General features: G+C 37.8%; 14 protein-coding genes. 10 read left to right on the top strand and 4 right to left on the bottom strand.

What is annotated here, in order from left to right:
* Positions 1–101: 101 nt before the first annotated feature.
* From Q1K34_RS02555 to ctlX, 7 genes are all read left to right on the top strand, one after another.
* On the top strand, positions 102–626 hold the full coding sequence (locus tag Q1K34_RS02555; protein WP_300434107.1) for a hypothetical protein: 525 nt from the start codon (positions 102–104) through the stop codon (positions 624–626).
* 4 nt (positions 627–630) lie between these two features.
* Complete coding sequence (locus tag Q1K34_RS02550) at positions 631–1,284, top strand: hypothetical protein (RefSeq protein WP_300434106.1); 654 nt, start codon at positions 631–633, stop codon at positions 1,282–1,284.
* A gap of 147 nt (positions 1,285–1,431) precedes the next feature.
* The gene (eno, locus tag Q1K34_RS02545; RefSeq protein WP_300434105.1) at positions 1,432–2,721 is read left to right on the top strand and encodes a phosphopyruvate hydratase; all 1,290 of its coding nucleotides are present in this window, start codon (positions 1,432–1,434) and stop codon (positions 2,719–2,721) included.
* A 157-nt stretch (positions 2,722–2,878) separates the two neighbouring features.
* A complete protein-coding gene (locus Q1K34_RS02540; protein WP_300434104.1) occupies positions 2,879–4,420 on the top strand; it encodes a glycogen synthase in 1,542 nt (513 codons plus the stop codon).
* 269 nt (positions 4,421–4,689) lie between these two features.
* Positions 4,690–5,973: a citrate synthase gene (locus tag Q1K34_RS02535; RefSeq protein ID WP_300434103.1), complete on the top strand. Its 1,284-nt coding sequence runs from the start codon at positions 4,690–4,692 to the stop codon at positions 5,971–5,973.
* 84 nt (positions 5,974–6,057) lie between these two features.
* Complete coding sequence (locus Q1K34_RS02530) at positions 6,058–6,969, top strand: dimethylarginine dimethylaminohydrolase family protein (protein WP_300434102.1); 912 nt, start codon at positions 6,058–6,060, stop codon at positions 6,967–6,969.
* Between the two features lie 9 nt (positions 6,970–6,978).
* Complete coding sequence (gene ctlX, locus Q1K34_RS02525) at positions 6,979–7,905, top strand: citrulline utilization hydrolase CtlX (RefSeq protein ID WP_300434101.1); 927 nt, start codon at positions 6,979–6,981, stop codon at positions 7,903–7,905.
* Here the strand turns inward: ctlX and Q1K34_RS02520 are convergent.
* Positions 7,902–9,404 carry a BCCT family transporter gene (locus Q1K34_RS02520; RefSeq protein ID WP_300434100.1) on the bottom strand — a complete coding sequence of 501 codons (1,503 nt, stop codon included), beginning with the start codon at positions 9,402–9,404 and terminating at the stop codon, positions 7,902–7,904. The two genes, ctlX and Q1K34_RS02520, sit on opposite strands and share 4 nt — an antisense overlap.
* Positions 9,405–9,428: 24 nt before the next feature.
* On the bottom strand, positions 9,429–10,865 hold the full coding sequence (locus Q1K34_RS02515) for an SDR family oxidoreductase (protein ID WP_300434099.1): 1,437 nt from the start codon (positions 10,863–10,865) through the stop codon (positions 9,429–9,431).
* A 70-nt stretch (positions 10,866–10,935) separates the two neighbouring features.
* Between Q1K34_RS02515 and Q1K34_RS02510 the strand changes: the two genes are divergently transcribed.
* Complete coding sequence (locus Q1K34_RS02510; protein WP_300434098.1) at positions 10,936–11,139, top strand: hypothetical protein; 204 nt, start codon at positions 10,936–10,938, stop codon at positions 11,137–11,139.
* Here the strand turns inward: Q1K34_RS02510 and Q1K34_RS02505 are convergent, their stop codons facing one another.
* Together Q1K34_RS02505 and Q1K34_RS02500 are read right to left on the bottom strand one after the other, a co-directional pair.
* The gene (locus Q1K34_RS02505) at positions 11,140–11,772 is read right to left on the bottom strand and encodes a MarC family protein (protein ID WP_300434097.1); all 633 of its coding nucleotides are present in this window, start codon (positions 11,770–11,772) and stop codon (positions 11,140–11,142) included.
* Between the two features lie 109 nt (positions 11,773–11,881).
* Positions 11,882–12,307 carry a hypothetical protein gene (locus tag Q1K34_RS02500; RefSeq protein WP_300434096.1) on the bottom strand — a complete coding sequence of 142 codons (426 nt, stop codon included), beginning with the start codon at positions 12,305–12,307 and terminating at the stop codon, positions 11,882–11,884.
* A 111-nt stretch (positions 12,308–12,418) separates the two neighbouring features.
* Here Q1K34_RS02500 and argS point away from each other — a divergent pair, with 111 nt between their 5' ends.
* Both argS and ffh read left to right on the top strand, forming a co-directional pair.
* Positions 12,419–14,197 (top strand): arginine--tRNA ligase, encoded by a 1,779-nt coding sequence (gene argS / locus Q1K34_RS02495; RefSeq protein WP_300434095.1) that lies wholly within the window; start codon positions 12,419–12,421, stop codon positions 14,195–14,197.
* A 285-nt stretch (positions 14,198–14,482) separates the two neighbouring features.
* The gene (ffh, locus tag Q1K34_RS02490; RefSeq protein ID WP_300434094.1) at positions 14,483–15,811 is read left to right on the top strand and encodes a signal recognition particle protein; all 1,329 of its coding nucleotides are present in this window, start codon (positions 14,483–14,485) and stop codon (positions 15,809–15,811) included.
* Positions 15,812–15,820: the final 9 nt, after the last annotated feature.

Raw genomic sequence — 15,820 nt, 5'->3', positions numbered from 1 at the left:
AATAAGGACTTTCTAGATAGCCTCTTTTTTATTACTCTTAGAGATAAAAAAAGTTTGGTATTATATGAAATAAGTCTAGATTTGATCATCAAATCTTTTTAATGAAGAATTTCCTTTTTCTAATTTTCCTCTTTTCAGGAATTACTTCAACTGCCCAGCAAACAAATAGTCAGTTTTCATTAAACTTTCTAGCTCCCTCCGTTGAATACGAAGCATCCATTTCCAGCCGTTCCACCATAGATTTGAATTTAGGTGTTGGTTTTACTTACCAGTATTCTGCGACCTTTGGGGAGGCCTATGGTGTTTATCCCGGTTTGGAAGGCCAATACCGTTATTATTATAATTTTGAAAAAAGGGCAGATAAGGGCAGGAAAATTTCCGAAAATTCGGCGAATTATATAGCGGGTGTAGCCTCTATAAATAGTGGAAATCCCATTATAGGAGATCTGGAATATGATAATAATTATGGTGCTTTTGTGGGGCCGGCCTGGGGATTACAGAGAGTTTACAACAGTGGATTTAAATTGAACCTGAACCTTGGGTTAGGAATGGGTTTTAACGATTCGGGTGACACTTATTTTAGGCCATTGTTTGGATTCCAACTGGGATGGAAAATAGGAAAATAAAACAATGAAGAATTTATATTTGTTGTTCATTGTACTATTAATTTTTGGTTCTGCACAATCCCAGTTTCAGCCAAAAATATATGCCGGTCTCCAGGGAATATATGATAAAGGATTTGAGAGTAATGTATATGGTAGTTTTGAAGCCGGAGCAGAACTATTTCAGTACAAATTTTTAGCTCCGGAAATAGGTCTTAAATATTACACAGGTTCGCCAAATGAACTGGAAATTTTAAATTTTGACCCAAATCCTCCTGTAGGAATAGGGAAATTCGACTCACGGTTTAAATCTTTTGTTTTTTCAATTGGTCCTAAACTGATCTTCGGAAATGAAGAAGCTGCCTTAGTAATTCTACCTGAATATAACGTGGGTAATATTCGCACTTTTAAACGATTTTTCAATGCGGAAAATAATTCTTATCTGCTTACAGAAGATATAAATAATTCGCAGAACATCAATTTCTGGAATTTTTCAGCAGGAGTGCAGGGAAATCTCTTTGACCTCGATAGAATTACATTTAGCGTTTTAATAACTTATTCTACTTTAGATTCCGAAGAAGCCTTCGATAATCTTGATTTTAGAGAAACTTCAAAAAAATATAGCGCGGGTAGTAAAGACGGAATCGGGTTAACTCTACGTGCATATTTCGATATTTTCTGAAATAAAGGAATAAGATTTTTAAATTCACCGAAAACGTTTTAGTGGATTATTTTCCTATAAATGCTTTAAAACTAAAGGCTTCAGTCGCTTTTTTGCCTTCGTATTTGTATCTTGCAGCTTGTTCAACTAACTAATTAAATAAAAAAAATGAGCGCTATTTTAGATATTCATGCACGTCAAATTTTTGATTCAAGAGGAAATCCTACCGTAGAAGTAGATGTATATACCGAAAATGGAATTATGGGCCGTGCTGCGGTTCCTTCAGGAGCATCTACAGGAGAACATGAGGCAGTGGAACTTCGCGACGGAGGTAAAGATTTTATGGGGAAAGGAGTTCAGAAAGCCGTTGAAAATGTAAATGGCGAGATTGCTGACACCTTACTCGGATATTCGGTTTTTGAGCAGAACCTGATAGACCAGACCATGCGAGATCTGGACGGTACTCCGAATAAATCTAAACTTGGTGCAAATGCTATTCTTGGCGTTTCCCTCGCGGTGGCAAAAGCTGCGGCGAACGAGCTGAATATGCCACTTTACCGGTATGTTGGTGGAGTAAGCGCAAATACGCTTCCGGTGCCAATGATGAATATTATCAATGGAGGTTCACATAGTGATGCACCCATCGCATTTCAGGAATTTATGATTATGCCGGTTATGGCAGAAAGCTTTTCCCACGCTTTGAAAATGGGGACTGAAATTTTCCATAATCTTAAAAAAGTTCTTCATGATCGGGGTCTAAGCACTGCCGTTGGCGATGAAGGTGGTTTTGCGCCTACTCTAGATGGAACTGAAGATGCTTTAGATACGATTTTAAAGGCTATTGAAAAAGCAGGTTATAAACCAGGAAAAGAGGTGATGATCGCTCTGGATTGTGCTGCAGCAGAATTTTTTGTAGATGGTAAATATGATTATACCAAATTTGAAGGTGATAAAGGGAAAATAAGAACCAGTGAAGAGCAGGCAGAATATCTTGCTGAACTCGCTTCTAAATATCCAATTATTTCTATTGAAGATGGAATGGATGAAAATGACTGGGAAGGCTGGAAAGCGGTTACAGACAAAATTGGGGATAAAGTACAGCTAGTGGGTGATGATCTTTTTGTGACCAATGTAGAGCGTCTTGGAAGAGGGATCAAAGAAAATATCGCCAATTCCATCCTGATTAAAGTGAACCAGATTGGTACGTTAACCGAAACGATTGCTGCTGTGAACATGGCGCATAATGCCGGCTATACTTCGGTAATGTCTCATCGTTCAGGAGAGACAGAAGACAATACTATTGCAGATCTGGCGGTTGCTCTAAATACAGGTCAAATAAAGACCGGTTCTGCCTCACGTAGTGATCGTATGGCTAAGTACAACCAACTGCTGAGAATCGAGGAAGAATTGGGAGATATTGCTTACTATCCGCAGGATAAAGCTTTCAAAATAAAATAATTTTAAGTGCTATTAATTATTAAGCCTCTTTGAAAGAAGGGGCTTTTTTGTTTAATCCTAATAAATTTATGCATTATATTAACAATCATTTAATTAATTAAGTTGCGAGAGCGATTTCTTAATTATTAAATTCAGATAATTAATCAATCCATCTATCTTGAAGACCAATTTTTTATTTGTAGCTGCGGAAAATGACGGAATTCCTCGCTGTAAAGCCGGAGGAATGGGCGATGTTGTTCGGGATGTTCCAAGACAGATCGCAGCCAAAGGTGATGCGGTACATGTAATCACTCCTTCCTATTCCAGGTTGCATACGGCGGGGGCAGAAAAGCTAGCTGATGTAAATTTTGTGTTTCGGGGAGTTCCCCATAATGCGGAAATTTATAAAGTGGCCGGCAAAAAAGATATTCCCGGTGTCAAACATTATGTGCTTCATCATCCCGATATCAAAGCTGGGGATATTGCCCATATTTATTTTAATGATCCGGAACAACCTTTCTATACAGATGCGAATGTTTTTTCGCTTTTTTGTACAGGAGTCGCTGCGGCTATCAGGGAAAATATTTTTGGAAGTATAGAGGTTATACATTTGCATGACTGGCATACCAGCATGCTCTTATTCTTGAGGGAATTTAATCCCAGGTTTCAAGCGCTAAAAAAAATAAGATTTATTTATTCCATTCATAATTTGGCAATCCAGGGGATAAGACCCTTCAGTAATAATTTCTCTTCGGTTGATGCTTTTTTTCCAGATATTGAATATAACCGGGAACTGCTTTACGATCATCGCTATCCTGATTGTATAAATTTAATGGCGGTAGGAATTAGATTGGCTGATGCCGTTCATACCGTTTCTCCATCTTATAAAGAAGACATTCAGAAACCCAGCAATCCGCCACATTTTATTGGAGGAGAGGGACTGGAAGAAGACCTTCAGAAAGCTGAAAAAGAAAAACGTTTATTCGGAATTTTAAATGGAGCGAATTACTCGAACATCGACGCGGTTGAAAAAGGAATACTACTAAGGCAATGTGCTCGTAGATTATTCAGATGGCTTCAGGAAGAAAAGAAGGATTATAAAGCCCATTATATGGCGCATACAGGTGAAAAGATAACCCGTTGGCAGGAGAAAAAACCAGACTTTATCTGTTCCAGTGTAGCCAGGTTAACCGAACAAAAATTCTTTTTTTTCAGGGAGAATCCAGATTTACTACCCGGTTTAATGGAAAAACTTACGAAGGTAAATGGTGTCTATATTTTATTAGGAACCGGCGCACCAGAGTATGAATCTATCTTCAGGGAGGCTAGTTATAAGCATAAGAATTTTATTTTTATAAATGCACAATCAGATAGTATTATCGATATGTTATACCAGGATTCCAATCTTTATTTAATGCCTAGCCAGTTTGAGCCTTGCGGAATCAGCCAGATGCTGGCCATGCGAAACGGGCAGCCTTGCCTGGTGAATCATACCGGTGGATTAAAGGATACCGTAATACACGGAAAAACGGGTTTTAGTTTTGAAGGAAAAACCACTAATGAAAAGACAGAGAATTTTATTAAGGTCTTTTCAGAAACCGTAGATCTTTTCTTTGAAGATAAAAAACAATGGAAAAAAATATGTGGTAATGCCAAAAAGCAGAGATTTACCTGGGAAAAATCTGTAGATAGATATTATAAAGAATTGTATCAAAAATAATTTAGAGAAACCTTAAATCGGTTTAAAAGCAAATGATGAGGTCTATTTCTGGATAGAAATTAAATATTGAAAGCTTTATTTTTTCCATATTAAAGGCTTTATTATTAAAACAAGCCCAAGTTTTTGCTTAGGTATAGTTAAAATTCACGAAAACTGAATAAAATAGCGCTATTTGTGAAATTTCGTTACTCAGCTTAAAATTATTTTAACACTAAATTTCGTAATTTAGCAATCCTTAAAAAATTAATCTAAAAAGAACTATATAAAATATGTCTAAAACAGCGACACTCGAATTTGACGGAAAGAAATATGAGTTTCCCGTTACCGTGGGAACCGAAGATGAAATAGGGGTAGATATTAAAAAACTGCGTGGAGAAGCAGGAATTATCACGTTAGACCCTGGATTTAAGAATACTGGTAGCTGCGAGAGTGCGATCACTTTTTTAGACGGTGAAAAAGGTATTTTAAGATATCGTGGCTACGCCATTGAAGACCTTGCTGAAAAAGCAGATTTTCTGGAAGTTGCTTATCTTTTAATTTTTGGGGAGTTGCCTAACAAGCAACAACTGGAGAAATTTACCAATGATATTAAAGAGCAGTCTCATGTTGATGAAGAGATGAAAAAGATCCTTGATGGATTTCCTAAATCAGCTCATCCCATGGGAGTGCTTTCTTCGTTAACAAGTGCTTTGATAGCCTTCAATCCATCTTCTGTAGACGTTTCTTCAGAAGATGATATGTACAAGGCAATAGTCAAAATCCTGGGAAAATTCCCGGTACTTGCTGCATGGACTCTAAGGAAGAAAAATAGTCTTCCGCTAAATTATGGCGATGAAGATCTTGGATATGTAGAAAACCTACATAAGATGATGTTTGAGAAGCCAAATAAGACCTACAATGTTGACAAGGCAGTGATCGATGCACTTGATAAATTATTGATCCTTCATGCAGATCACGAACAAAACTGTTCTACTTCAACGGTAAGAATGGTAGGTTCTTCACATGCCGGTTTATTTGCCTCTCTTTCAGCCGGTATCTCTGCACTTTGGGGTCCGCTTCACGGTGGAGCTAACCAGGCAGTGATTGAAATGCTTGAGGGAATTAAAGAAGATGGTGGAGATACGCACAAGTTTATGCAGAAAGCGAAGGATAAAGAGGATCCTTTCCGTTTGATGGGCTTTGGACACCGTGTTTATAAAAACTTTGATCCAAGAGCCAAGATCATTAAAAAATCTGCCGATGAGGTGCTTGGCCAATTAGGAGTTGAAGATCCTGTACTTGATATTGCTAAAGGACTGGAGAAAGAGGCTTTGGAGGATGATTATTTCGTGAAAAGAAAATTATATCCCAATGTAGATTTCTATTCAGGCATTATTTATCGAGCGCTTGGTATCCCCGTAGATATGTTTACCGTAATGTTTGCTTTAGGTAGACTTCCCGGTTGGATTGCTCAGTGGAGAGAAATGAGATTGAGAAAAGAACCAATTGGTCGTCCACGTCAGATTTATATCGGTGAAAATCACAGAGACTTTAAACCACTTGGTAGCAGATAATAATCATTTATTATTCTGAAATGAATTCATAAAAAAAGCTTCATCATAGGATGGAGCTTTTTTATATTTGTCAAAATTTTAGCAATGAAATTGCATATAAATAATGAAACTTCACGATTAAGGGCAGTAGTGCTCGGAACCGCAAAAAGTAACGGGCCAATTCCTACTTTGGAAGAAGCTTATGATCCAAAATCACAGGAGCATATTAAGGCCGGTACCTATCCCAAAGAGGAGGATATGGTGAAAGAAATGGAAGCAGTGGCAGCTGTCCTGGAAAAGTATGATGTAAAAGTATATAGGCCCAAAGTCATTGAAGATTACAACCAGATCTTTACACGAGATATTGCTTTTGTAATCGACGATAAATTTGTTAAATCCAATATATTGCCAGATCGTGATCAGGAAATAGAAGCTATTGAGCATGTGGTAAAGCAAATAGCTCCTGAAAAGGTTATCAATTTACCTGAAGAAGCCCATATAGAAGGAGGTGATGTAATGCCTATAGGCGATTATATTTTCGTGGGTACTTATAAAGGGGAAGATTATAAAGACTATATAACCGCCAGAACAAACTGGCAGGCGGTAGAAGCCTTGGAGAAAGAATTTCCAGATAAAAAAGTAATTTCTTTTAGTTTAAAAAAATCAAATTCGGTAGCTAAAGACAATGCCCTGCACTTAGATTGTTGTTTCCAGCCGGTAGGAAAAAATAAGGCAATTCTTTATAAAGAAGGCTTTTTAATTGAAGATGAATATAATTGGCTGGTGAATTTCTTCGGAAAAGAAAATATTTATGAGATTACTCGTGATGAGATGTATGAAATGAATTCCAATATATTTTCTATTTCGGAAGATGTGGTGATTTCAGAAAAGGGCTTTTTCAGATTGAATAGTTGGCTGAGAGAACAGGGAATCACCGTAGAGGAGGTTCCTTATGCTGAAATTTCAAAGCAGGAAGGATTGTTACGTTGTTCCACTTTACCTTTAATTAGGGATTAAATTATTAAAATGAAGCAGATTACAGATACGATATTGATGGTAAGACCTGTTGGTTTCAGAATGAATGAAGAAACTGCAGTAAACAATTATTTTCAGAAAAACCTGCAAGATCCAGATTTGAATACCTGGGCGGCAAAAGAATTTGATGATTTTGTCACTAAACTTAGAAAAGTCGGGGTCAATGTAATTGTAGTAGATGATATTTTGGAAGATAATACCCCAGATTCCATTTTTCCGAATAACTGGGTCTCTTTCCATGAAGACGGGCAAATCGCCCTTTATCCTATGTTTGCAGCAAACCGAAGAAAAGAACGACGGCTCGAATATTTTTCAGTGCTGGAAGAAGCCGGGTTTAAGATAACCGATATTGTGGATTATACGATAGCCGAAGAAGATGATGTTTTTCTTGAAGGCACCGGAAGTCTTATTCTAGATAGAGAGCATCAAAAAGCCTATTGTGCAATCTCTCCAAGAGCAGATGAAGATTTGTTAATTGAATTTTGTGAGGATTTTGAATTTACGCCGGTTATCTTTAATGCCTACCAAAGTGTGGGCAGCAAGAGATTACCTATTTATCACACCAATGTAATGATGTGCGTGGCAGAAGAATTTGTTGTGATCTGTCTTGATACTATTGATGATAAAAAGGAACGAAAAAATGTAGTAAAGCATTTAAAAATGGATGGGAAGGAGATCATTTCTATCAGTGAAGAACAAATGCATGAGTTTGCTGGAAATATGCTTCAGGTGCAGGGTGCAGAAGGTAAAAAATACCTGGTGATGAGTGCCAGGGCCCACAGAAGCTTGTCTGAGGATCAGACTGCCAGGATTGAAAAGCATTGCGAAATTTTAAGTTCAGAAATACAAAGAATAGAAACCTGCGGCGGTGGAAGTGCCAGGTGTATGATGGCGGAGGTGTTTTTGCCTAAAGCTTAAACTTTTTCAGAATGCCTCCTGAACAATTTAAGGCTAAAAAGCAAAATGATCAATACGCTCAAAAATGCAAAAGGTAGAGAGCTAATAATTAGAAATTTTTGCATGGCGGTCAATACGTTTGAATCTGGTTTAACCTGCCCAAGCACAATTATCGCCTCGCAAAATATAAGGATTAATACCGCCCAAATAAGGCGGTGTTTCTTTTTAGGTTCCTGCTCTCCATGATCGGTAAACATACTAAGAACAAAAATTGCTGAATCTACAGATGTCACCAGAAAACTGATGAGCAGGACGATCACGATCAGGCTTGTAACCACAGGAGCGGGATAAGCTTCAAAGAAAACAAACATAGAAGTAAATACATTCCCGAATTCATTAGAATAGTTCTGCCAACTTTTAATCAGGTTAAAGGCTGAGGTGCCAAAAACACTGAACCAAAAAAAGCTTCCCAAAGAAGGGATCAATAAAACCCCTAAAATCATTTCACGTAGCGTTCTGCCTTTCGAGATGCGGGCGATGAATATTCCTGTAAAAGGAGCCCATGCGAGCCAGAATGCCCAATAATAATAAGTCCAGTCGGTTAAAAACTGTTTTCCCGGATCATAATTTCCCAACGCGAGGCTTAAAGGAATAAAATCTACCAGGTAGCGATAGAGAGCATTGAAAAAATTGGTGATGATTTCAGCAATATTTCCGGTGAAGAATACGAAAAGCATAAGCACCAGAGCTACATAAATATTCCAGTTCGATATTCTTTTAATGCCTTTATTTACTCCTGCCCAGGCCGACATAAAAGCAAGTGAACAAATTAACAATACCAGCACCATATTTTGCCATAATGATCCAGGTTCCCGCGATTCCAAATGACTCAGGCCACCTTCAATTTGGGTTGTTCCTAGACCTATTGCTGCAACCAGGCCAATAACCGTGGTTAAAATTGTTAAGATGTCAATGGACGGAGAAAGTAAACGATATTTTCTAAAAATTAGAAAACCGGAGCTTAAGCGAACATCGGTTTTTTCCACAAAAATGGAATAGCCTATTACCAGTGCAAATAAGCCGTAGAAGGCCCATGCGGTAAATCCCCATTGATAAAAAGTGTATTCTAAAGAAATAATTTCAGCCTTCTCTCCTGATTCAATTGGTGGATTTAGAAACATGAATACAGGTTCCTGTACCGCTCTTAGTAATATTCCTGCGCCCATACCTGCGGAATACAACATGGCAATCCAGGATTGTCGGTCAAAATCGGGCGGTGAATTTCCCAATCTAATCTTTCCAAATTTGGATAGGGCGATAAAGAGTAGAAAAAGCACACAGCCCAGTCCCAGCCATAAATAAAATATTCCGAAGTATTCCCTTACCCGAATGGATATCAGCTCAATACCGCTATAAAATTCATCTGTGAAGAGGAATATGAGCACCGAGCTACATATTAATATAGCGGCAGAAACCGAAAAGGAATAATTTTTAAGAATAGTATTGGAAGATTGCTTCAACTTGATTAGTTCTTACCTATAAAACTAATTCTTTTTATTTCCCTTCGCAATCTTGTTGATCATACCTTCAAAAATAAAATAATGAAAAGGATACATAGAATACCAATAGGCACGGCCTAAAAGACCCTTTGGTCTAAAAGTGGCATTTTGATGGAGTATATTATCTTCATCTATTTTGAATTCCAGCCAGGCCTCACCTGGAACCTTCATTTCGGCAAAGAGGAGAAGTCTTCTTTCTTCTTTATCAGCCAATAATACCCTCCAGAAGTCGAGCGAATCTCCGGCATTAATTTTATTGGGATGGGTTCTTCCGCGGCGTAGACCCACTCCGCCTGCAAGTTTATCTAGGTAACCCCGAACTTTCCATAGCCAGTTTCCATAGTACCAGCCATTGAGCCCCCCAATAGCCCAAATGCGTTCCAAAGTCTCTTTAGGATCCTGGACTTCTACAGACTTTTTGTCGTGTAAACAACCGTATTTGGGTATTTGCACGTATTTATTCAGCTCCTTTCTAAATCTACCACTGCTTAAAGAATCCTTCCAACTGGAGATCACCTCGTTTTGTTCTATCTTATAAAAGGCCATTTCAATAGCTTCTTTATAAGAAATCAAATCAATATTTAAAATTTCTTTTAACCTGGTATCTCTGGTAATGACTTCAACAGACATGCTGTCTACCAGGTTTTGAGCCAGTCGGTAAGAAGTGGAGGTCACAAAATACAGCCAGTAGGAACTCAATTTAGGAGACATAAAAGGTACTCCCACAATCCAAAGCTTCAATTTACGTACTTCCGCATATTGTTCCATCATTTCCTGATAGGTGAGAACATCGGGGCCTCCAACGTCAAAGGATTCATTGTAGCATTCTTCCCGACCTATCACGCCGGTTAGAAACTGTATGATATTTCTAATGGCAATAGGCTGGGATTTTGTTTTCACCCATTTTGGGGTTACCATAACAGGGAGTTTTTCACAAAGGTCACGTATAATTTCAAAAGAAGAGCTACCGGAACCTACAATAATGGCGGCTCTTAAAACAGTTAAATTAAAATCTCCTTTATAGAGAATTTCTTCTACCGCTTTTCTGGATTTTAGATGTTTTGATAGTTCCTCTTCATTAATGATCCCGCTAAGGTAAATAACCTGATTGACTGAAGTTTCAGCCATTATCTTATTGAAGTTTTTGGCAGCCTGAGCCTCTTTTTCATCAAAATCTTTGGTAGAGGCACTCATGGAATGTATCAGGTAAAAAGCTACCTCTATATCTTTTATTTTTTCAGGAGCAGAAGTATCATCGAGAAAATCTAATTCTACAATTTCAACTTTTTCCTTTAACTCTTCATTGGAAGTAAATCTATTCTTGTTTCTTACTGCACAAATCACTTCATGACCCTGTTCAATTAATTGAGGAAGTAGTCTCATTCCAATATAACCATTGGCACCGGTAAGTAATATGCGCATTTGAAATATTTGAATCTCAAATTAGAGATTTAATTCTTACTTTCACTTCAGATTAATAAAATTTTATTAAATGAATAACGTGCTTAAAATCGTCCTTTTAATTATTGGAATAGGCTTAATTGGATATGGAGTGTATAATCTTATCACGCCAGAATTCTCTATAGATGCAGGGCCTTTGCAAGTAGAAGCACACGGCGATAACACGCAATCTTATGCGATGATTGTCTTTGGAATACTTTCGCTGGTAGGAGGATTGGCTTTTGGAAAGCGATAATTAGTTAAACAGGCTGTTCAGAATATTTATAAGCGAGGAGCTTATATATTCAACTCCAATGGCGATTACTATAAATCCAATGATCCGGGAAATAGCGTTTATCCCGGAAGCTCCCAGCATAGCCACTATATAATGTGAGCTTCTAAGGACTAAAAAAGTCGCCAGGCAAACACTAAAAATGGCAAATATGGCGATTAGTTTATCGTTCCAGGCTTCGTATTGCTGGTAAAGTCCTATTAAAAAGGAAATAGACCCTGGCCCGGCCAACATTGGTATTGCCAGGGGAGTTAAGGAAACTCCCTCTCTTTGAAATGCATCTTCCTTCACCCGTGGTTTGTCCATTCCTTTATGTTTGGAAAAGGAACCCGTAAGCAGGGCAAATCCTGAACTTGCAATAATTAAGCCTCCGGCAATTCTTAGGGAATCGAGGCTTATTCCGAAGAAATTCAGGATATATCTACCGGTAAAAAAACTAATTAACAGGATAACAAAAATATTGATAGCCGTTAATATCGAGGTTTTGGATCGTTCACTTTTTGAATCTTCTTTGGTAAGCCCTACAAAAATAGGAACGGTTCCAAGCGGATTGATTACTGAAAAAAGGGCGGCAAAAACATAAATAAATAACTCCATTGATTTTTTCAGCAAAATTGCGTCAGCTTTATTTCTGAAAAATTAAAATGAAATCAATATTAGGTTAAACAAAGTGCAGGGAAATCTATACTTTGTAAATAGAATATTACTAAAGATCTTCAATTTGGGTTGGCGCATTATCATTCTTATAACCGATGATCTTCTGAAAAAAATTATGTATCCCCGGCTTGTCTGCTTTAACTTTAATAAAATGATGATCTTTATAAATACTGTACTCTTCTGCTTTTCCTTTGTAAAGGTTAAGCTTATAATATGGAATTATTAAGGCATACGTTTCCAATAACGACCGAAACATCACAATAATCCCTTTACTTCTCATCTCCACGTTGCAGTTATTCGCATTGTTATCCAGAATCAGGAGGTTGTGAATGTCTATACTGGTAGAAGTGATCTGGAGTTTTGGAGAGCCGGAACCTTTTAATTTTACCCTTTCAAAAAGGGTAAAAGGTTTGCCCACTTCATTATTTATCTTTTCTGAAATGGCCGGACGGTTATAGGAAATATTTACAAGCATTTCTTTTTTCCTAAATATAAAGATTTGAGCACAAAGCCTGGCGACTGAAACTTCAATTCTTTTTATCTTTGCGCACTTAATTATTGGAAATACCCTAAAAAGCGTAGGAAAATGAATATTGAACAAATTCTGGCATCAAAAGTTAATGAAGCCGTTAAGAAACATTACGAGATGGAACCTGAAAATATCGAATTTCAGCCTACCCGTAAAGATTTTGAAGGCGATATCACTTTGGTGGTTTTTCCTATGCTGAAGCAGATAAAAACCAATCCCGCACAATTAGCTGAAAATATTGGAAAATATCTTGAAGAGGAGGTTGAAGAAGTCGCTGCTTATAATGTTATCCAGGGTTTTTTAAATATTGTGATAAGTAATAAATACTATATCAACTTTTTTAATGAGGTAAAAGATCGTGAAGATTTTGGAATTCTGCTTCCTCAAAGCGATGCGAGCGGGATCATGGTAGAGTATTCTTCTCCAAACACCAACAAGCCATTGCATCTTGGGCATATAAGAAATAATCTTTTAGGTTACTCGGTTTCTGAAATTTTAAAAGCTGCCGGCAATGAAGTCTACAAAGTACAGGTGATCAATGATCGTGGAATTCATATTTGTAAATCCATGGTGGCCTGGCAGAAATTTGGAAATGCAGAAACTCCTGAATCCACTGGATTAAAAGGAGATAAACTGGTAGGAAATTATTACGTAAAATTCGATAAGGAATATAAGAAAGAGATCGCTCAGTTAACAGAAGAAGGAAAGAGTGAAGATGAAGCAAAAGCTCAGGCTCCAATTTTTGTAGAAGCCCAGGAAATGCTGAGAAAATGGGAAGCAAATGATCCTGAAGTGGTAAAGTTATGGTCTACCATGAATCAGTGGGTTTATGACGGATTTGAGAAAACTTACGAGGCTCTTGGAGTTAATTTTGACAAGAATTATTATGAAAGTGAAACCTATATTTTAGGTAAGGATAATATCCAGAAAGGCCTGGAAGATGGTGTTTTCTATAAAAAAGAAGATGGCAGTGTCTGGATAGATCTTAGCGATGAAGGTCTGGATGAAAAGATCGTATTGAGAAGTGACGGGACGGCGGTTTATATGACTCAGGATATTGGAACTGCGATCCAGAGATTTGCCGATTTTGACATCAATCAGATGGTTTATACTGTTGGTAACGAACAGGAATACCATTTTAAAGTGCTTTTCCTTATCCTAAAAAAACTTGGCTATGATTGGGCAGATGCCCTTTACCATTTAAGTTATGGAATGGTGGATCTTCCTTCCGGAAAAATGAAATCTCGTGAAGGTACCGTAGTAGATGCCGATGATCTCATCAAGGAAATGGCCGAAACTGCTAAAAATATTTCTGAAGAATTAGGGAAACTTGAGGGATATTCTGAAACTGAAAAAGAAGAGCTTTATAGAATTATTGGGCTTGGAGCCTTGAAATATTATATTCTGAAGGTTGATCCCAGAAAACGAATTCTTTTTAATCCGGAAGAATCGGTTGATTTTCAGGGAAATACGGGGCCATTTATCCAGTATACTTATGCCAGAATTCAGTCGATCATGAGAAAGGCAGATTTTGATACTTCAGCAGAACTTTCAAAAGATTTCAGTTTTCATGAAAAGGAAAAAGAATTGATCAAGCAGATACAGTTATTTCCTGAGACAATTGGACTGGCAGCAGAGAATCATTCCCCGGCATTGATCGCCAATTACACCTATGAACTGGTAAAATCATTCAATTCATTTTATCAAAATGTTCAAATTTTAGGTATTGACGATGAGGAAGAGAAGGTATTTAGGGTTCAGTTATCAGGATTGGTAGCGAATGTGATCAAATCAGCATTTAAATTGCTAGGGATCGAGGTTCCGGAAAGAATGTAAGTTGAAATGATAAGTGAGAAGTGAGAAGTGAAGTTGGCGAAATCTGGGAGAGTCTTCGGGAGAAAGTAAATTAAAGAGAAAGTACTAAGGTTGGAAATTTCATCATGCTGAACTTATTTCAGAATACAAATTAAAAAGCGTTTTCAGCCGTTAAAGAAATACGATTGTCATCCTGAGCGAAGTCGAAGGATGAATTTTGGAAGATGGACTTTATACTTCAGCTTCAAATCATTAAATTTGCAATTCGCTGCTTAGCAGCAATAGAATAAAATCATAGGAAAGATTATGTTTGATAATTTAAGCGATAAGTTAGATAGTGCCTTTCACGTCCTGAAAGGACATGGTCAGATTACAGAGATAAACGTTGCAGAAAGCCTTAAAGAGGTGAGACGGGCTTTGGTTGATGCCGATGTAAACTATAAAATTGCTAAGGAATTTACCAATACGGTAAAAGAAAGAGCTCTTGGACAGGACGTTTTGACCACTTTGAAGCCTGGACAATTAATGGTGAAACTCGTAAAAGACGAGTTGACGCAATTAATGGGTGGAGAGGCTGAAGGCATCAATCTTTCCGGAGATCCTTCTGTGATTTTAATGTCTGGTTTGCAGGGTAGTGGTAAAACTACTTTTTCCGGTAAACTGGCAAATTTTCTAAAAAATAAAAAAACAAAGAAACCTCTTTTAGTAGCTTGTGATGTCTATCGTCCAGCGGCGATCAATCAGTTACATGTAGTTGGTGAACAGGTTGGTGTTGAGGTATATTCAGATGAAGGGAATCAGGATCCGGTGGCAATTTCAAAAAATGCCATTGCGTATGCTAAGGAAAATGGTCATAATGTAGTGATCATTGATACCGCCGGTCGACTTGCTGTTGATGAAGCGATGATGACCGAGATTTCCAATATCCATCAGGCAATTCAGCCACAGGAAACTCTTTTTGTAGTAGATTCTATGACGGGTCAGGATGCGGTGAATACTGCCAAAACCTTTAATGAAAGGCTGAATTTTGACGGGGTGATCCTTACCAAATTAGATGGTGATACTCGTGGTGGTGCCGCGATCTCTATTAAATCTGTAGTTAATAAACCTATCAAATTCATCGGTACCGGTGAAAAGATGGATGCGATCGATATCTTCTATCCTTCGCGTATGGCGGACAGGATCCTGGGGATGGGAGATGTTGTTTCCCTAGTAGAAAGAGCTCAGGAGCAATATGATGAAGAGGAAGCGAGAAAACTTCAGAAGAAGATTGCCAAAAATAAATTCGGTTTTGATGATTTCTTAAATCAGCTTCAGCAGATCAAGAAAATGGGATCTATGAAAGATCTTATGGGAATGATTCCCGGAGCAGGTAAAATGCTGAAAGATGTAGATATAGATGATGATGCCTTTAAGGGGATTGAAGCTATTATTCACTCTATGACACCGGGAGAAAGAAGTGAGCCAAAGATCATTAACGCGAGCAGAAAGAAAAGGATTGCAAAAGGTTCAGGGACTACTGTTCAGGAAGTGAACCAATTGTTGAAGCAATTCAACCAGATGGGCAAAATGATGAAGATGATGCAAGGTGGCGGTGGCCGTAAAATGATGCAAATGATGAAGGGGATGCAATAAGCCCCCTAA

This window comes from Christiangramia sp. (assembly GCF_029937855.1).
Taxonomy (GTDB): Bacteria; Bacteroidota; Bacteroidia; order Flavobacteriales; family Flavobacteriaceae; genus Christiangramia.
This window is presented reverse-complemented; position numbering and strand designations above follow the sequence as displayed.